This window comes from Roseibium sp. (assembly GCF_050301095.1).
Lineage (GTDB): Bacteria > Pseudomonadota > Alphaproteobacteria > Rhizobiales > Stappiaceae > Roseibium.
Genome location: NZ_JBNKYW010000282.1, coordinates 1 through 18,421 on the forward strand (window position 1 = coordinate 1; position 18,421 = coordinate 18,421).

General features: G+C 62.9%; 16 protein-coding genes and 1 pseudogene. 9 read left to right on the forward strand and 8 right to left on the reverse strand.

Annotation, left to right across the window (positions count from 1 at the left end):
• On the forward strand, positions 1-288 hold a 288-nt coding region (locus ACQY7U_RS24645; RefSeq protein ID WP_428650751.1), incomplete at its 5' end, for a GNAT family N-acetyltransferase.
• Between the two features lie 332 nt (positions 289-620).
• On the opposite strand, the gene ACQY7U_RS24650 is transcribed toward ACQY7U_RS24645, so the two are convergent.
• Both ACQY7U_RS24650 and mtnA read right to left on the reverse strand, forming a co-directional pair.
• Positions 621-1,475 (reverse strand): NAD(P)-dependent oxidoreductase, encoded by an 855-nt coding sequence (locus ACQY7U_RS24650; protein ID WP_428650754.1) that lies wholly within the window; start codon positions 1,473-1,475, stop codon positions 621-623.
• A gap of 191 nt (positions 1,476-1,666) precedes the next feature.
• Positions 1,667-2,773, reverse strand: a complete 1,107-nt coding sequence (gene mtnA, locus ACQY7U_RS24655; RefSeq protein WP_428650757.1) for an S-methyl-5-thioribose-1-phosphate isomerase — start codon at positions 2,771-2,773, stop codon at positions 1,667-1,669.
• Positions 2,774-3,010: 237 nt separating this feature from the next.
• Between mtnA and ACQY7U_RS24660 the strand changes: the two genes are divergently transcribed.
• A complete protein-coding gene (locus tag ACQY7U_RS24660; RefSeq protein WP_428650760.1) occupies positions 3,011-3,592 on the forward strand; it encodes a hypothetical protein in 582 nt (193 codons plus the stop codon).
• A gap of 297 nt (positions 3,593-3,889) precedes the next feature.
• Here ACQY7U_RS24660 and ACQY7U_RS24665 read toward each other — a convergent pair whose 3' ends face one another.
• Positions 3,890-4,819 (reverse strand): metallophosphoesterase family protein, encoded by a 930-nt coding sequence (locus ACQY7U_RS24665; RefSeq protein WP_428650762.1) that lies wholly within the window; start codon positions 4,817-4,819, stop codon positions 3,890-3,892.
• 544 nt (positions 4,820-5,363) lie between these two features.
• On the opposite strand from ACQY7U_RS24665, the gene ACQY7U_RS24670 reads away from it, so the two are divergent.
• A complete protein-coding gene (locus ACQY7U_RS24670; protein WP_428650765.1) occupies positions 5,364-5,849 on the forward strand; it encodes an NUDIX domain-containing protein in 486 nt (161 codons plus the stop codon).
• A 41-nt stretch (positions 5,850-5,890) separates the two neighbouring features.
• Here the strand turns inward: ACQY7U_RS24670 and ACQY7U_RS24675 are convergent, their stop codons facing one another.
• Positions 5,891-6,865, reverse strand: coding sequence for a glutathione S-transferase family protein (locus ACQY7U_RS24675; RefSeq protein ID WP_428650768.1), 975 nt, complete (start codon positions 6,863-6,865; stop codon positions 5,891-5,893).
• A gap of 382 nt (positions 6,866-7,247) precedes the next feature.
• Here ACQY7U_RS24675 and ACQY7U_RS24680 point away from each other — a divergent pair, with 382 nt between their 5' ends.
• Positions 7,248-7,766: a GNAT family N-acetyltransferase gene (locus ACQY7U_RS24680; protein ID WP_428650770.1), complete on the forward strand. Its 519-nt coding sequence runs from the start codon at positions 7,248-7,250 to the stop codon at positions 7,764-7,766.
• 165 nt (positions 7,767-7,931) lie between these two features.
• On the opposite strand, the gene ACQY7U_RS24685 is transcribed toward ACQY7U_RS24680, so the two are convergent.
• The 4 genes from ACQY7U_RS24685 to ACQY7U_RS24700 are packed head-to-tail and all read right to left on the reverse strand — an operon-like array spanning position 7,932 to position 14,806.
• Positions 7,932-10,007, reverse strand: coding sequence for a hypothetical protein (locus ACQY7U_RS24685; RefSeq protein WP_428650773.1), 2,076 nt, complete (start codon positions 10,005-10,007; stop codon positions 7,932-7,934).
• Positions 10,008-10,015: 8 nt separating this feature from the next.
• Positions 10,016-12,835: a DUF4159 domain-containing protein gene (locus ACQY7U_RS24690; protein ID WP_428650775.1), complete on the reverse strand. Its 2,820-nt coding sequence runs from the start codon at positions 12,833-12,835 to the stop codon at positions 10,016-10,018.
• A 3-nt stretch (positions 12,836-12,838) separates the two neighbouring features.
• Entirely contained in the window at positions 12,839-13,762 is a 924-nt protein-coding gene (locus ACQY7U_RS24695) for a DUF58 domain-containing protein (protein ID WP_428650778.1), read from the reverse strand.
• A 24-nt stretch (positions 13,763-13,786) separates the two neighbouring features.
• A complete protein-coding gene (locus ACQY7U_RS24700) occupies positions 13,787-14,806 on the reverse strand; it encodes an AAA family ATPase (protein ID WP_428650780.1) in 1,020 nt (339 codons plus the stop codon).
• Positions 14,807-15,080: 274 nt separating this feature from the next.
• Here ACQY7U_RS24700 and ACQY7U_RS24705 point away from each other — a divergent pair, with 274 nt between their 5' ends.
• The 5 genes and pseudogenes from ACQY7U_RS24705 to ACQY7U_RS24725 all read left to right on the forward strand — a co-directional run.
• A complete protein-coding gene (locus ACQY7U_RS24705) occupies positions 15,081-15,695 on the forward strand; it encodes a DUF1285 domain-containing protein (protein ID WP_428650783.1) in 615 nt (204 codons plus the stop codon).
• 32 nt (positions 15,696-15,727) lie between these two features.
• A complete protein-coding gene (locus tag ACQY7U_RS24710; protein WP_428650785.1) occupies positions 15,728-16,378 on the forward strand; it encodes a CoA pyrophosphatase in 651 nt (216 codons plus the stop codon).
• Positions 16,378-16,638 (forward strand): DUF6111 family protein, encoded by a 261-nt coding sequence (locus tag ACQY7U_RS24715; protein ID WP_428650788.1) that lies wholly within the window; start codon positions 16,378-16,380, stop codon positions 16,636-16,638. Before ACQY7U_RS24710 ends, ACQY7U_RS24715 begins: the two co-directional genes overlap by 1 nt.
• Before the next feature lie 4 nt (positions 16,639-16,642).
• Positions 16,643-17,890, forward strand: coding sequence for a CCA tRNA nucleotidyltransferase (locus ACQY7U_RS24720; protein WP_428650790.1), 1,248 nt, complete (start codon positions 16,643-16,645; stop codon positions 17,888-17,890).
• 131 nt (positions 17,891-18,021) lie between these two features.
• A pseudogene (locus tag ACQY7U_RS24725) lies at positions 18,022-18,421 on the forward strand (HD-GYP domain-containing protein); the annotation flags it as partial.

The window sequence follows — 18,421 nt, forward strand, 5'->3', positions numbered from 1 at the left end:
GCCAGCCCGGCAGAACCGGTCGTCGCCTATTTCGGCCTGACGCCGGATGCCATCGGTGGCGGCATGGGGCGCTGGCTGATGGGCCAGGCCGTCGAAATGGCCTGGGCGCGCCCGGAGACCAGACGCCTGTGGCTGCACACCTGCACCGGCGACAGCCCTCAGGCCATCCATTTCTACCAGTCCTGCGGCTTCAAGGCCTACAAGCGGTCTATCGAAGTGTCCGACGATCCGCGGTTTTCAGGGCTCTATCCCGTCGACAAGGCCCCGCACGTACCGCTGATCGGGTGAGGAAAAGGGCGCCTGGAGGGCCTCTACAAAGAATTTGGCCTCAATGAACACCTCATCCTGAAAAAGCGCGAAAGCGCTGTCTCGAAGGATGGGCCACTTGCTCCGAATATGACGCCATCCTTGGAGACGGACCTGACGGTCCTCCTCAGGATGAGGTCGTTTATGCAAAGCGGCTGCCCGGCCACTTCCAGTCACGCACTCGTCCCCGTCCGCTCCGGAAAGGCTGCCACGATGGCCTGACGGCGCCGCGCCAGGTGATGAGGCCTGTGACCAGCCACCCGGACGAAGCAAGGTGCCGGCTTCACCAGGCACGCGGAAAGCAAACTGTTCCGTCAGGAATTCTGCAGCATCTTGATCATCGCCGCGACGTCCTCGTCACCGTATCCTGCCTGAATGGTGTGGCCGATGAGACCCGCGGCAAATGCCGGAAAGGCGTCGTTCATGCCGGCCTCCCGGGCCTGCTCTTCAAACCGGCGGACAACCGCGTCCCAGACCCGCACGGTCACGTCCGGATCGTGGTATCGCTCCTCGGCGATCCGGCGGGCCAGGAGTTGCACCCGGTCGCCGTCTGGAAGCATATTCGCGAAAGCTTCGATGTCGACATCCTCGGCCTGGCAAAGCCGGATGCCGTGCAAGCCGCCGATGATTTGCCCCAGGCGCTGGCTGAGCCAGGCAAGATCGAGGGCGGCCGGCGCCCGGATGTTGTCGCCGAGATAACGAATGTCGCCGCCGAGGCATTGCAGCAGAGGTTCGACAGTCCTGTATCCGTCTTCCGGTCCAGCAAACAGAAACAGCGCATCTTTGGTGCCGACGGCGGACGGCAGGCATTCGATAGCGCCATCTATGTAAGTTATGTTGTGCCGCCTGCTCCACTCTGCGCTTTCCTGCGCTTCGCCCGGCGTGCCGGTGCTCAGTTGCACAAGTATTCGGCCCGAAAAGGCGTCCAGAACCTCCTGTGTGTCCATCAGGCTTCGGGTCGTGGCATAGCTGTCGATGCAGACGATGGTTACCGGGCTTGCGGCAACCGCTTCGCCAACGCTGGCAGCGGGTTTGGCTCCTTCTTCGACGAGGGACGCCGTTTTTTCAGAAGTTCTGTTCCAGACCGTGAGTTGGTGACCGCCACGCAGGAGGACACGAGCAAGAGTGCCCCCCATGGTGCCGAGTCCGATGAAGGAAATCGTGTTCATTTGACCTTCTCCGGGTTGACCGGGAGATAGGATGTCTTGCGAACCGAGGGTCAATTCGGGAGATCCATCTCCCACCGGGGCCATGATAACCTAGCAGCCGCTGCCCGAACAGCTTGGCTCCTGTCCGCAAATGCCTTGGAAGGCGACCGGTCCGCCGCCAACAGAAGGCATTGCCTTGTCCGGCATCACACTCAGGCACTCGCCCTCACCCTTTCGGGAAAGGCTGCCGCAATGGCCTGACGGCTGGCTTCCAGCACGCCGCGTTCCGTAATGAGGCCGGTGACGAGCCGGGCAGGGGTGACGTCGAAGGCCGGATTGCCGACGTCGGATCCTTCCGCGACGATGTCGATGGTTTCAATCGAACCGCTTTGCGCGCGTCCGGTCATCCGGCTGACTTCCTCGGCTCCGCGTTCCTCGATCGGGATCTCGCGGACGCCGTCCGAGAGGGAAAAATCGATCGTTGGGGAGGGCAGGGCCACATAGAAGGGGACGTTGTTGTCCTTCGCGGCCAGCGCCTTCAGGTAGGTGCCGATCTTGTTGCAGACATCGCCGGTCGCCGTTGTCCGGTCTGTGCCGGTGATGACGATATCGACCTCGCCATGCTGCATCAGGTGGCCGCCGGCGTTGTCGACGATAACCGTATGCGGCACGCCGTGATGACCGAGTTCCCAGGCCGTCAGGAAGGCGCCCTGGTTCCTGGGCCGCGTTTCATCCACCCACACATGAACCGGAATGCCGCCTTCGTGCGACATGTAGATTGGTGCTGTCGCCGTGCCCCAGTCCACGGTTGCCAGCCAACCGGCATTGCAATGGGTCAGGATGTTGACCGGCTCGCCTTCGCGCTTGGTGCTGGAAATCGCCGCAATCAGCTCCATGCCATGCATGCCGATGGCCATGTTGATGGCAATGTCCTCGTCGCAGATGTCGTTGGCGAGGATGTAGGCGGCCTCCATCCTGTTTTCCGCGGGCACCGGAATGAGGGATCTGCGCGCACGGTCGAGCGCCCACTGCAGGTTGACCGCGGTCGGACGGGTTTGCAGAAGGGCGGAACAGGCCGCATCAAGGGAATCGTCGGACGGATCGGCGCGCATCGCCAGGGCAACGCCATAGGCGGCCGTTGCCCCGATCAGCGGTGCGCCGCGTACCTGCATCACCCGGATGGCATGGGCCGCATCCTCCATCGTGCGGAGTGTCACGGTCTCGAAGGCAAAGGGAAACCTGGTCTGGTCGATGATCTCGACCGAGGCTCCGTCTTCCGCGAGCCAGATCGTGCGATACTTCTTGCCGTCGACGTTCATGGCCAGATCTCCACAAGGGTACGGTTTTATGGATTTGCCTTTGCATAACCCATGAATTGAAAGCAGGCCAGTTTGCCCTTGCTGGTATCAGGGTTAAAAATCTCCTAAGCTTTGTTAACCATGTTTGCAGCATTGCCAGTGGATAGCAGGCCGATACCGGTGCCGAACCGGTTCCGTCCAGGAAAGAGTCAGTTAAGATTCTGTTGACCAAGGCAGAAGAACGGAGTCAGGCGCCTCATGTCTGAAATGCAGGATAACGTAGTCCCACATACCCGCATGCGGTCCCTTCGCGATGCCATCCGCAAGGTGCAATTGGGCGAAGTCGAGCGTTCGGATGTGGTGGTTGAACTGCAGGAAACCGAGCGCGCCCGCCTGGACATGCTTGCCGACGAACTGAAGGACGTCTTCAAGGAAATTCCGGATGACGACGACCAGTTCTCGCTACAGATCGTCGCCGGATCGACGCCGCGGCTTTGGATCGATGCCACCAGTCATGTCGCTGTTGGCGGCGACCGGCGCACCTACCGCTTCCTGAAGGATACGCGGCTCGGCCGGGTGGTCATTCTGGAAACGGCCAGTATCGACGACATGGCGGACTGCCTGACCGAATATATCGCCGAGCGGGTTCTGGAGCGCGAAAAGGCGCTGGAAGGCGACTGGCTCAACAACCGCCTGCGCCAGGTGGCGCTCGACAGCAAGGTGGTGCGGGTGCGCGAAAGAAGCACGCCGTGGCTTGCCATCGCGGGTGCTTTCGGCATCGGCATTGCCGCCGGTGTCATCGGCCTGATTGCTTTTGCATGGTTCGCCAATCCTCTTTGATGCGTATGCGGGCAGTCCTGTGCGACTGTCCGGAGCTTCCGATGGCTATTTCTTGCATCGTGGAATGATTGGCGGCAGATTGTCGGCCCTAAACTCAGGCGTCATCCCGGGCGAACGAAGTGAGACCCGGGACCCAATCATTTCCAGAGAGGTATTGTTTTGCGCGGATGAAAATCCTGAAGAGACAATGCTTGAAGTCGCAAGCGGCACGGCGAGTAGGCCCCGGCTCTTCGCTGGCGCTTGGCCGGGGTGACACCCGTCGGAGAATTCATTTCCTGTAGTTAAGCTTATTCCGAACTAGCCGCGCCCTGGGATCGCCACCTCACGCTCCACCAGCAATCTGACCGGCTCTCCCTGCTTGTCGAAACCATGTTCTTCCATGGCGCAGGTCCAGCCGCCTTCGGCCTTTTCGATCCTGAAGAGATTGTAGCGGGCCGCCGGTTTCTTGCCGCCCGGAGCGCTGGTGGCCGAGGGCACGCCGACGACCGGGACTGGACCGTTCGGGCCCTCGATGGTCTCGAAACTGTCGATATGCGTGTGGCCGTGCAGGACCAGTTCCGCCCCCGCGCGCTTGACCACGGCGCGCACCCTTGAGGCATCCGACAGGCGTTTGTGCCAGTGCGTGGCCTGTTTGAAGGGCGGGTGGTGCAGCATCACGACCCGGAAAAGTCCTTCCCGGCCCAGCTCCTCAAGGAGCTGTCGCAGACGTCTGCTTTGCTTGCTGCCGACACGCCCCGTGGCAAACCAGGGGCCCGACGCCCGGCCCGTCGTCACGCCGACCAGCGCAACGCCGTCGCGCTTGCGGACATAGGGAAAGGTGGCTTCGGAACGCGTCTTCTCAGACGGCGCCACGGACGCTCCATCGCCGCACATATAGGGCCACCAGGCCGCGCGCGCCTTGCGCACGGCACCGGGCACATAGGCATCGTGATTGCCGGGCACGACGGAGACGTTCTCCGGTTGCCCGATTTCTTCCAGCCAGGTCCGGGCCCCGGAAATTTCCAGGGGAAGGGCAATGTTGACGAGGTCACCCGTGACCGCGATGTGGTCCGGAGCCTGGGACTTCAAGTCCTCGATCAGAAGGTCGAGCGTATTGCCGCCCATGATCCTGGAGCGGTGCCGCTGCCAGTTGAGGTAGCCGAGAATACGTTTTGAAAAGAGCTGAAGAAGTTTGGGATCCGGCAGAGGGCCGAGATGGGGGTCGGAAAGATGCGCGAGCTTGAACATGGTGGCGCATCTTCAAAAGGAAAGGCGCCGCGTCAAGAAAAATAACACGGCGCCTTGTAAGGGGAGCAATCTCTTATGCCGGTCCAGGCTTTTGCCTGAGCCGTTTATTGAACCGGGTAGCCGGGCGGGTTTCGCGGTTCCTGAGCCTTGGTTTCCAGCGGTGCGCGGGTTCTCGCGCGGCATCGCTTCAAACGACTGATGGCTCCGGAAATGCGAGGCCTTGCGTCCGGCGGCCCGGAAGCCGATCAGTTGGTCGGGAACGTGATCAGGGCAGCGGCAATGCGCGGGTTGGTCAGGTCGACGGCCGGCTTCCACTGATACTGGTTACGCGTGCGGCGGCGTTTGCCGAAAAGAGCGTTGAACATCTTTTTGTCCTTCGGGGTATGAGGCCAGCTGGGAGAGCTGCCTTCGAATTCATCAAGTTGCACGTTATATAGGCGCACAGGGTTCCGAAGAGGAGCGTTATTCTGGAGGGGCTGCCCTGCGCGGAATGCATGGGTTAATCAGGTGTTACTCCGGAAAACGATTTGCTGGTTTTTGCGTCATGTTGAGAATTCTTTCCCGTTTCCCGAAAGGCTGGACGAAAAAACTGGTGCAGGGCGCGGGGCTGCTCCGCAATCCCTACACGCTCGGCGTCCGGGTCATCGTGGAAGATACGCACTCCCGGGTGCTACTGGTCCGGCACAGCTATCTGCCCGGCTGGTACCTGCCGGGCGGCGGCGTGGAAGCCGGCGAAACCCTGGAGGAAGCGGCCCGCCGCGAAGTGCTGGAGGAAGCGGGCGTGCTGGCTCGGGACCGGCCCGCGCTCCTCAATATCTATCTCGACGAAGAGGCGACGGGCCGCGACCATGTCGGCCTTTTTCACATGGCGAGCTGGCACGAAGCGGACAATTTCCTGCGGCCGAGCGCCGAAATTCTGGAGGCCGCGTTCTTCGGGCACGAAAGCCTTCCGGAGGACGTCAGCGCGGCCACTGCGCGCAGGCTGGGCGAATTCCGGTCCGGTGATTTTGGCTCCGGCGGCAGATGGTAGCCTGCCGCCGGAAGTGACCGCTCAGGCAAGCGCCGGCATCATCAGGCCACTGACTTCAACCGGCCGCGGTCGTGCGGCTCAAGAAAATCGAGATCCGGACCCGCAGGGATGATCCCGGTCGGATTGATGCTCTCGTGCGAGCCGTAGTAGTGGGCCTTGATGGTTGCCATATCCACTGTCTCCGCGATGCCCGGCATCTGGTAGAGATCGCGCAGGTAGTTCGACAGGTTCGGATAATCGGCAATGCGCCGGATGTTGCACTTGAAGTGACCGACATAGACGGCATCGAAGCGGACCAGGGTTGTGAAAAGACGCCAGTCCGCCTCTGTCAGCATCGGTCCTGTGAGATAACGCCGGTCCGCAAGCCGGGCATCCAGATGGTCAAGGGTATCGAACAGAGCCGTCACGGCTTCGTCGTAAGCTTCCTGGCTGGTGGCAAAGCCGGCCTTGTAAACCCCGTTGTTGACCGTGTGATAGACCCGCTCATTGATCGCGTCGATTTCCGTGCGCAGTGCTTGCGGGTAGAAGTCCAGCGTGGAACCGGTCAGGCCGTTGAAGGCCGAATTGAACATCCGGATGATTTCCGAAGATTCGTTGCTGACGATTGTGTTCCGTTGCTTGTCCCACAGGATCGGCACGGTGGCGCGGCCTGTGTAATGCGGATCGGCTTTTGCATAGATGTGCCAGGCATAGTCCGCATTGGCCACAGGCCCTGCATCGGGGAACTCCCAGCCGTTCTCCAGCATCAAGGGGTTGGCGGCTGACACGGTGATCATGTTCTCCAGGCCTTTCAGCTTCCGGAAGACCAGCGTGCGATGGGCCCAGGGGCAGGCATAGGAGACAAAAAGGTGATAACGCCCGGCCTCGGCCTTGAACCCGCCTTCGCCGCTCGGACCGGCGGAACCATCCGCGGTGATCCAGTTGCGGAAGGAAGCGTCCTTGCGCACGAAGCGGCCATTCGTGGACTTCGTGTCGTACCACTGATCTGTCCAGTTCCCGTCAACCAGCATTCCCATGCTCTGTATCCATTCCATCTGTTGATACTTCAACTCAGGTTGTGACTTTGCCTGGAAATACAATCAACTGAATGCACCGTTCGAACAAGGTGAACAATGAAATCGCTGATCGAGCAGGTCAAAAAAGCACTGGACCGGACAGGGGATTTAGTGGTAACCGCTTTCCCTCATTGGGAAACTGCCGGTCCCAAACCTGAAGACCGGCCTTTTGACGAGACTGGGACAGATGACCGCAGGTCTGACACTCCGACGACGAACCAGCCGACGAGACATCTCTCGTCCGCACCGTCGCGGCTGACCTGAACCCGGATTTCCGAACGTTTTATTCCGGGCCATCGGCAGGCGCGCTCTTGATCAAAGACTGCCTGCTGGAATTTGCCTAATGAAACAGACGACGTGGGTCATCCGGCCCGAAACCGCCTCCGACAATGCCACCATCGAAGACCTCCAGGCAGAAGCCTTCGGTCCCGGCCGTTTCGCCCGGACCGCCTTCCGGATTCGCGAAGGCGTACCGCACCGGCCGGACCTTTCCTTTGTCGGCCTCGCTGGCTCTCAGGTCGCCGGATCGATCAGGCTGTCACCGATCCTGATCGGCGAAACGGAAGCACTGCTGCTCGGCCCGCTGACGGTCTCTCCCGACTTCAAGAACCGTGGCCTCGGCAAGGCGCTGATGCGCACCGCGCTGGCGGCTGCGGAAGCCGCCGGCGACAAGGTTGTCCTGCTCGTCGGCGATGCGCCCTATTACAGCCCCTTCGGCTTCAACCAGGTTCCTTTCGGCAGGATAACCCTGCCGGGCCCGGTCGACCCCGCCCGCCTTCTGATTGCGCTGTTCAACGAAGGTGTGATGCCGGAAGGCATGGTGCATGGGGGAGCGTCAATGGCTTTGCCCTCCCAATCGTGACACGCCCCGGAAACAAGTTTCCGATAGGCTTCTTCTGGTAAAACGAGTCAGTTCTACGGCCTCATCCTTCGAAACAGCGCTTACGCGCTTCCTCTGGATGAAGTCGTGGATTGATCGATGCCTGAGGCCGATAGCCATTGAGGCACGGCCGGTTGATCGCTGCCCCTACCGCCCCTCACGGTACCATGTCAGCGACAGGGCTCCGAGCAGGAGGGCCAGTCCCAGGAAGCCGAGCATGAGCGGATAGCGGTCGACGCCGTTCAGCACGCTGGCCTGGGTCGTCTTGAGGCCGATCCAGCCGTTGCCGGCATAGTTCGCCGACGGTTGCATGGACACGACCCGCGGCACGGAGAGCTCACCGCCGACGTCCCTGAGACGCCTCGAGGAGCCGCCCGTGGCGTCGCTGACGGGAGCGAGCACTTCCGTCGTCGACAGCACGTCGGTGTATTCGCGCGGGTTTTGCGGGCCGACGTGGATGAGCGCGCTCATGGTGCCGTCGGTCACGTTGAAAAGCCCCGTCTCGTTGACCGGCAGACTGCCTCGCCACAGACCCGGTTCCTGTTCCGTCATGGCAACGTCCCGTCGCTCGCCCGTCGGCGAGACGACCGTCACCTCGCCGACTTTGTCGCCGAGCGTCTGCCGTTCGATGAAGAGTTCGGGTCCGCGTTGCGAAACACTCAAGGCCTCTTCTTCCAGAGCCGGTTCCTGCATCAGCCAGTGAGCCAGACGGCGCAGCAGCGGCACATGCGGGCCGCCGCCCTCGAAGCCGCGCGCCCACAGCCAGACATGGTCGGACAGCAGCATGGCGACCCGGCCTTCCCCTTCGCGGTTGAGCACCAGAAGGGGAGTGTCGCTCGGCCCGGACATCAGGTTCTGACCCGCATCGAGCTCGGTGTCGACGGCGCGGAACCAACGGCTCCAGGCGGGGGGATCCTGTTCCGATCCGGGAAGCCCGCGAGTGACCGGGTGGCGTTCGCCGAGGCTGGCAAGGGTCGCATGGAAAGGCTGTTCCAGGATGGTGCCGGTCGGACGGGCCGGAAGGATCGGCGCCAGCGGCGTGCGGTAGAGGCTGCCGCTTTCCGCATAATCCGGACCGCCCGCAAGCAGGACGGCACCGCCGTCCCGCACATATCGGGCGATATTGTCGAAATAGAGCATCGGCAACACGCCGCGCCGCACATACCGGTCGAAGATGATCAGGTCGAACTCGTCGATCTTCACCGAGAACAGTTCCCGCGTCGGGAAGGCGATCAGCGAGAGCTGGTTGATGGGCGTGCCGTCCTGTTTCTCCGGCGGGCGCAGAATGGTGAAATGCACCAGATCGACCGAGGCATCGGACTTCAGGAGGTTGCGCCAGGTGCGCTCGCCGGCATGCGGCGAACCGGAGACCAGCAACACCCGCAGGTTCTCGCGGATGCCGTCGATCGTGACCACTGCCCTGTTGTTCAAAAGCGTGAGTTCGTCTCCGAGCGGCGCTGCCTCGAACTCGAAGATATTGTCGCCGCCATGGGCGATTTCGACAGGGATGTCGATCTTCTCGCCGGTTCTCGCGATGCGTTCGGTCACAACGCTGCCGTCGCGCTTGACGATCACATGCACCCGGTCGCCGGGACCGGTTCCCCGGCCCTGGTCGACGACGGTCAGGCTGACGGTCTGTTCCGAACCGACCAGACCGAACCTTGGTGCCTTGTCCAGCACAATGCGGCGGTCGCGCTCGTCCGCGGTGCCTGTAATCAGGCCGTGGATGGGGGCATCGAAGCCGATGGCACCGGCGGTCTCCGGAATGTCGTGGATCTGGCCGTCTGTGATGATAATGGCCCCGCCGACCCGTTCGGGCGGTACGTCGGCAAGACCGTTGGAAAGGGTCTGAAAGACCGCTGTGCCGTCGCCCGACCCGGAGTTGCGGGCTTCCAGTTCGCGGACTTCGAACCCGTCAAGGGCGCCGATCCGGCTCCTGATGAGTTCCGCGGCTTCTTCCGTTGTCGATTGCCGGTCCGACAGGCGCTGGCTCTGGCTTTTGTCGACGACCACGGCAACGACGCTGGAAAGCGGTTCCCGGTCTTCACGTTCAATCGCGGGATTGGCAAGCGCCAGAAGCAGGAGCGCCATGCTGAGCGCCCGGAGCAGCCAGCCCCGCAGCCGCAGATAACCTGTCAGAAGCGCGATCAGAACGGCAATCGCGACACCGCAATAAAGCAGCCAGAGAGGCAGCAAAGGGTCGAAAGAAAGGGACCAGACCATCGGCACTCCTACTGTCCGAGCCGTTCGAGCAGGGCGGGAATATGCACCTGGTCGGCCTTGTAGTTACCGGTCAGGCTGTACATCACGATATTGACGCCGGAGCGGAAGGCGTAATCGCGCTGGTTCGGATCGTTCGGCACCGTCGGATACATGAACTCGCCTCCTTCCGTGATCGCCCAGGCGGCCGCGAAATCATTGCCGGATATCATGATGGGTGAGACGCCGTCGCCCGCGCGCACCGGCCGGTCACCGCGCGCGGCGACATCTTCAAGGCTTTCCACCCACAGCGGGCTGGTCGCATAGCGGCCCGGGAAGGTTTCGAGCAGATAGAAGGCCTTGGTGAGGACATGATCGGGCGGCACCGGCGCAAGGGGGGGCACGTCCAGATCCTCCAGGATTTCGCGCAGTTTCAGGGTGGCGGGCGTGGAGACGAAGCTGTTGGCCGACGCGTTGATGTGGTCGCGCGTGTCGAACAGAATGGTGCCGCCGTTGCGCATGAAGGTGTCGATACGGGCTATCGTCTGGTCGCTGGGCTTGTCCGCCGCCGGGTCGATGGGCCAGTACAACAGGGAATAGAAAGACAGCTCGTCCCGGGCGATGTCGATCGCGATCGGTGGCCCGGGCTCCAGCGCCGTCCGCTCCGCCAGGAACTGGGACAGGCCATAGAGACCTGCGGCGCTGGTATCGTCGATTTCCGGATTTCCCGTGAGCACATAGGCCAGCCGGGTCTGCAGGGTGGAGTCCAGTGCCTGCAATTCGCTCGAAGTCGACTGGGCGTGCAGCGGGCCGGGCGCGCCGGTCAGAGCCGCGGTCCCCGCGGCAAGGGCCGCGATGGCAAGGCCAGCCGTCCGGTTGCGCAGACCCAGGCGGCTCAGGCCGCCGGCCAGCAGGAAGACGGCAATGGCGTCGAGAACCAGAAGCAGGAACGCCAGCGGGAACAGCACCGACCTCAGATCGAACGGGTCGGACGTCGGATAGGCGGCGGTGGTTGTCTTGCCCTCGAGCGCGGAGAGATCCAGAGGCTGGAGATCATCACCGCGCTGCATCAGGTTCAGGGCGCGGAAACCGTCCTCTGTCCCGTAAAGACCCGGCGGCGTGCGCCGGCTTGCCGCCGCGTCCCGGAAGTCGGTCGCACTCACCGGCGTGACCTCGACCGGCGGCGGGCCGAAGCGGCCGTAGCCGTCGAGGAGCCGCAGGGGCGGCAGCACGCTTTTGGCGGGCGTACCGTCCTCCAGCGTTTCGGAGGCGGCCGCGACGTTGGAGACGGCCAGGATCCGGCGCAGCATGTTCAGGAAGACACCGGACAGAGGCAGGTTGGACCAGGAGGAGTCCGCGGTAACGTGAAACAGCACGAGGCTGCCGGCACCCATGGGCAAAGCGGTGACCAGCGGTGTGCCGTCCTCGAGCATCGCCCAGGTCCGGTCGGGCAGGTCGGAGGTCGGTTCGGCGAGCACCTGCCGGGTCACGGTGACTTCCTGCGGCACCTTCAATCCGGAGAAGGGCGACCCTTCCGGGAAATCCGCCAGTTGTTGCGGCTGTTTCCAGGAGAGAGACCCGCCAAGAGAACGGTCGCCCGCCCTGAGCCGCACCGGAATCAGGTCGTCGCTGCCTCCGGCCGTTCTGGGGCCGGCGAAGCGGACGAGCGTGCCACCGTTCCGCACCCAGTCGCGCAAGGTGTCGGCGGTCGTTTCCGGAAGCCTGCCGACGTCGGCCAGCACCAGCACGGAAATGCCCTGATCGATAAGTGAAGGCACCGCGCTCGCGATGTCGCTGTCGCGGGGACGGCGGATATCGGAAAACGGGGCCAGGGCGCGTTCGAGATAATAGACCGGCGACAGCAGTGGCTGATCCAGATCGCCGGACTGACCGGAAATCAGGCCGACAGTGCGCCGGCGCCAGCTGTCGTCCACGAGCTGCACTGCTCCGGCGGCCGCCTCGCCGGCAATTTCGACACGGGCAATGTCGTTGCGCAATTCACTCGGCAATTCGAAGCGGGCTTCCGTTTCTGCTGAACCGGGATCGAATCTGGCCTGTACCTCGCCGAGGACAAGGCCCTTCAGGTCGAGCGCCTGAACCGTCGCTGTACCGAGTTGTTGTCCGGGGTGCCTGACCACGGTGAGCGACAGGGCTTCGGCATCGTTGGAAAGATCCTTCAGTCCCATGGGCGTTTCCAGTCCGGTCAGAACCGTCACCGGTGCGCTGCCGGTGATCGATGCAAGATCGGACACGAAGGTTTCCCGGGTGTCCGTGCTGTCGGACAGCCAGACAATGGCGCCGGGCAGGGCCTTCTGCGACGCTTTGCGCAGGCCGACGCTCAGTTCGCTGCGCCGGGGCGGATAGGGGCGGGGTTCCATGGCCCGCAGTTTTTCCAGCGCACTGGCGGCGGCTTCCGGTGTCAGGTTCTGGTTCGGTCCTTCAGCCGTGCCGGCAAACAGGACCGGCTGTCCCTCCTGCTCCGCGGCAGTCAGGATCTGTTCGGCAGCGCTCACCTGGGCATCCCATCCCTTGGCGGAGGTCCAGCCGTTGTCCACCAGCAGCCAGAGCACGCCTTCGCCGGTATCGACCGGTTTGGAGGAGCGCCAGACCGGACCGGCAAGAGCGGCGATCAGGATGGCGGCCAGCAACAGGCGCAAAAGCGTCAGCCACCACGGGCTGCGCTGCGGGGTTTCCTCGTGCTGGTCGATATCGAGCAGCAGCCGGGTTGGCGGGAAGGCAATTTCGCGCGGGCGCGGCGGCGTCAGGCGCAACAGCCACCAGATCACCGGCAGCAGCGCGAGCGCGGTCAGGATCCAGGGAGCGGTGAATGTCAGGGGCAGGGCGGAAAACATGGATCAGGCGCCTCCCTGCCGCATCACGTTCAGCGCACCGGACAGCGCGCTGTGCAGCACCAGAAGAGGTTCGGAAGCCGGCCGGTCGGTATGGTGCAGAACATAGGTCCAGCCTGCGCGGCGGGCCATGTCCCGGATTTCCGCCCTGTGGGCTTCCAGCTTGTTGTGGTAGTCCGTCCGCCAGTTTTCCGCCCGTCCGGCGGTCAGACGCAATCCCATCTCCGGATCGGTAAACTCGACCCGGCCGTCGAAGGGGAAGGTCTCCTCGATCGGATCTAGAACCTGAACGAGGTGACCGCGCGCGCCGGTGCCGGCAACGCGCGCCATCCAGCTGGCAATTTCGTCGAGCGGGTCGAGGAAATCGGACACCAGAACGATGTCGGCAAAGCGTTTCACCGACATGGTGTCGGGCAAAGCGACCGGACTGGAAAGATGGGCAAGCGCGTCGGCGAGGCGCTCGGCGGCACGCCGGTCGGAAAACGGCCGTGTCAGACCCGGCAGTCCGATGCGTTCGCCGGTTTCCGCCAGCATGTCTGCAAGTGCCAGCATCAGGATGATGGAACGGTCGCGCTTGGTCACATCGGCCAGCTTGGAGCGGAAGACCATGGATGCCGACAGGTCCGCCCACAGCCACACCGTATGCGCAGCTTCCCATTCCCGTTCACGGACATAAAGATGGTCGTCACGGGCTGAGCGCCGCCAGTCGATGCGCTTGGCCGGCTCTCCCATGTTGAAGGGCCGGAACTGCCAGAAGCTTTCGCCAGGGCCGGCCCGGCGGCGTCCGTGCCAGCCGGCGATGATGGAGCTGGCGACGTGGCTTGCCTCCACCAGGAGATCGGGCAGGGCATCGGCGACAGAACGCGCTTCGCCGATGACGTTCGGCCACGTGTCCGTGTCAATGCCAGCCGATTTGGTGTTGGGGTCCATGCGGTCAGGCTCCTAAGAGGGGGATCAGGCGATGATCTCTTTGACCCTGCGGATTACATCCCGCACCGTGTGCCCGTCTGCCCGGGCGGCGAAGGTGAGTGCCATCCGGTGTTGAAGGATCGGTTCGGCAAGGGCAAGCACGTCGTCTACGGACGGGGCCAGGCGGCCGTCGACCAGGGCGCGGGCCCGCACAGTCAGCATCAGGGCCTGGCTGGCACGCGGTCCCGGACCCCAGGCAATCAGCTTGGTGAGGTCCGAGCCGCCATCACCGTCTTCCGGACGGGCGGAGCGGACGAGCCTCAGGATGGCCTCGACGACGGATTCTCCGACCGGCATGCGGCGCACGAGTTGCTGGTATTCCATCAGTTCTTCGGCCGCCATGGCGACCTGCGCCCTGGCCTGATCGGCGCCCGTCGTCTCCAGAAGGATGCGGCGTTCGGCATCGAGATCGGGATAATGCACGTCGATCTGCATCAGGAACCGGTCCAGCTGGGCTTCGGGCAGCGGGTAGGTGCCTTCCTGCTCCAGCGGGTTCTGGGTGGCGAGCACATGGAACGGCCGCGGCAGGTCGTGAGGATGACCGGCAACGGTCACATGGTATTCCTGCATGGCCTGCAGGAGCGCGGACTGGGTCCGGGGGCTGGCGCGGTTGATTTCATCGGCCATCAGCAACTGGGAAAACACCGGTCCCGGGATGAAGCGGAAGGAGCGGCCGCCGTCGGCGCTCTGTTCCATCACCTCCGCGCCCAGAATGTCGGAGGGCATCAGGTCGGGCGTGAACTGGATCCGGCGAGCGTCCAGCCCGAGCACGGTGCCGAGGGTTTCCACGAGCTTGGTCTTGGCAAGGCCCGGCACCCCGACCAGAAGGCCGTGGCCGCCGGCGAGAATGGTGACAAGGGACTGCTCGACTACCGTTTCCTGGCCGAAGATGATCCTGGCGATATCGGTCTTGGCATCGCTGATGCGGCTGACGGCGCGTTCGGCGCTTTCGGCGACTGCGGCGAGATCCTCTTCGGAAGGGCTGGAGGGGGAAACTACGCTCATGAATCACCTATCCCTAATCTTTTTCCCGTTGCCGGAAACGGCCTTTATTCATGCACCTCGGAGCCAGGTTGCTGCTATCAAATCAGTCTGACACCATATAAATCAGTAGATAAGGCGCAATTGTGCGCCATACAGTGGAAAGGTCCAAGATTCTTTCCTTGCTTTGGGGAAAACCTCCGGGTCACCCCTATAGGTAGCTGGATGGAGACGATTGCGCGAGTGCCCGAATAGTTAAAATTTGCGGTATCTCGGATTTGGGAATTCAGGAGCGGAAATGTCTGTACCGGAGGGATCCGTCAATATCGGGAAAACAATGCCGGAGGGGTTGAAGGCGCTGATGAGCCGGGCGGATGGCAGGGACAGGACGCCGCCGCCGGTGGAAAAATGGAATCCGCCCTTTTGCGGGGATCTCGACATGCGAATCGCCCGCGACGGCACCTGGTATTACCTCGGATCTCCGATCGGCCGCGAGGCGCTGGTCAAGCTGTTCGCCTCCGTGCTGCGCAGGGATGACGACGGCAGGTTCTATCTGGTGACGCCGGTGGAGAAGATCGGCATCACCGTGGATGACGCCCCGATGCTGGCGGTGGAGATGGCGGTGTCCGGAAAATCCGAAAACCAGGCGCTGACGCTGAGGACAAATCTCGGTGAACTGGTCGAGGTCGGCCCGGATCATCCCTTGCGATACGAAAAAGAACCGGACAGTGGCGGCCTCAAGCCCTATGTTCATGTCAGAGGCCGGCTGGAAGCGCTGTTTACGCGCGCACTCATGTATCAGCTGGCAGACCTGCTGGAAGAACGCGAAGGGGACAAAGGCGTGGAAACAGGCGTATGGAGCAAAGGAGCGTTTTTTGCGCTCGCCCCCGAACTTGTGAATGCACCGGAGTGAAGCCTGGACGCGTACCCGAACGGCCTGATCCCATGACTGCTTATTCCCTGAACGATACATTTGCCACAGCCGACTGGAGCCCTTTTCTGCGGCGACGTCTTGCCGAAACCGCGCGGTTCGGTGAGGCGCGCGAGACGGGGGATCACATCCTCAATCCGGATCTTGGACCTTATGCCAAATGGGACGGCCCGCCGCGGGACGCAGCCGTGCTGATCGGCATCACCCAACGCGGGGATGTACCGAACGTCGTCCTGACCCAGCGAACCGGGCACCTGAAATCCCACGCCGGCCAGGTTGCCTTTCCCGGCGGCAAGATTGATCCGACGGACAAGGATCCGGTGGAAGCGGCTCTTCGGGAAGCGGAAGAGGAAATCGGGCTTTCCCCCGTCCAGGTCGAATTCCTGGGGCAGCTCGCGCCTTATCTCACCGGCTCCGGATATCGTGTGGTCCCCATCGTTGGCGCCATCCGCGAAGATGCCGTCTTTCATCCCAATCCCGGAGAGGTGGAAGATGTCTTCGAGGTGCCTCTCCAGTTCCTGATGAACCCGGCGAACCACCAGAAACAGAGCCGCGAATGGCAGGGTAGTCGGCGTTACTTCTATGCCATGCCTTTCGGGGAAAGGTATATCTGGGGTGTCACGGCCGGTATCATACGGTCCTTGTACGAAACGGCTTATCGCTGATGCTGCGAATTGTCTTTACCCAACTTCTTTTGTTCCTCATCCCCTTCGTCTGCTATGGCGCCTGGCTGTGGCTGAGCAAGAAGAGCCGCCACCCGGAAAGCTGGTCGAGGGGGCCAATTGCCTGGCTCACGCTGGCCGGGCTTGCGCTGGTCATTGCAGGCCTTGTAGCTATGGCGCAATTCGACCGCGCTCCGGAAGGCACCAGTTACCGGCCCTCGGAAATGCGGGACGGGGTTTTTGTTCCTGGCCGGTTTGAATGACACCATGACATCAGGCGCTGACGACATACTGCGGCAGGCAGACTGGCTGCGCTCCCCCGGTATCCAGGCCGTGTTCGCGGCCGTGGAGCAGGAGGGGGACGAAGCGCGCGTGGTGGGTGGTGCCGTCCGCAACACGCTTTTGGGGCACGCGGTACCCGATGTCGACATCGCCACGACCGCCTTGCCGGAACTGGTCATGAAGCGGGCCGCGGATGCCGGGTTGAAACCGGTCGGAACCGGCCTTGATCACGGCACGGTGACCGTCATCAGCGACGGCTATCCCTATGAAGTCACGACCTTGCGCGAAGACGTGGAGACTTTCGGCCGGCAGGCCAGGGTCGTCTTCGGCCGTGACTGGACGCGGGACGCCGAGCGCCGTGATTTCACCCTGAACGCGCTTTATGTCGACCGTCACGGGCAGTTGCACGATCCGCTTTGCGGACTGGAGGACTGCCTGGCCGGGCGGGTCCGTTTCATCGGCGACCCGGACAAGCGCATCCAGGAGGACTATCTGCGCATCCTGAGGTTCTTCAGGATCTACGCGGCCTACGGGCAGGGCGGCCTGGATGCCGCCGGGCTCAGCGCGTGCCTGCGCCACCGGGACGGGTTGCGCCATCTGTCGGCCGAGCGGATCGGTCATGAAATGCGGCGGCTCCTCAAGGCACCCCTGGCAGCTTCGGCGCTCAGGATGATGAACGATTGTGGGCTCTGGGAAATTGCCACGGGCGGACTGGCGCGTATCGAGGACTTCGAGGCCCTGCGCGGGCTTGAGGATCTTGCCGGCGAAGTCCGCGACCCGGAAGTGGGTCTGGTCGTCCTGGGCGGTTTTGTCCGCGAGGACATCGAACGCATCAGTGACCGGTTCCGGCTGTCGAACGCGGAGCGAAAACGCATGGCAACCGCCTGGGCGGTCACCAGGGAGTTGCGCACCACAGAAGGCTTTCCGCCACCGGCGTCGCTCGTCTACAAGTTCGGGCGGCAGGGCGCGATCGACGGCCTCCTGGCCTATTGGGCGAGAATGCGGGCGCAGCAGAGTGCGGACGAGGCCGGTTTTTCCGAACTGCTTGCAAGCCTGAGAGAACAAACCGCACCGGCATTCCCGTTGCGGGGCGCCGATCTGATCGCCGCCGGTCATTCCGCCGGACCGAAACTGGGAGATCTCCTGAAGCGGCTTGAGGAAGAATGGCACGACAGCGGTTTTACCCTGAGCAAGCAGGATCTGATCAGCCGCGCCGGCAGTTTGGCGCCCTGAAACCCGGTTCTGAAAGGTCGTTTTAGGGGTTCTTAAAGGAAACTGCGTCATTTTTTGGAGGTTGTTTACTCGTGAAACCCGTCCGGCCCGCAGCCTGACGCCGGTGTTTCGCGGATGGGAAGAGGTCGGGAATGGAAATTGTTCTGATCTCGGATGGTCCTCTGCCAGACGGCTCTCCGGTCAGAAAACTGCCGCTGTACTACCGAGCGCGTTTGGTCGACATGGCCAAGGTGACGCCGAAGACGGTTGGCTCGGCCCGGATCGCGATCATCGAGTTACAGGGGTCGTCGGATACCGGCCTGACTGCCCTCAAGGCCTCCTGGGAGGAAATCACCGAAGTTCCCTTCATCTGCGTTGTCGACCGCACGAAGCGCAGGGAAGTCATTCAGGCCAGGGCCCTCGGAGACTCGGATCCCATCGACCGGAATGCTCCTTTCGCGGTCCTGCTCAGGCGAATCCGCACTTTGGCCGGTCCAGACCTGCGCGCCGCGCTGCCGAAAGACACTTCCGCCCAAACCGCCGAAGCCTATG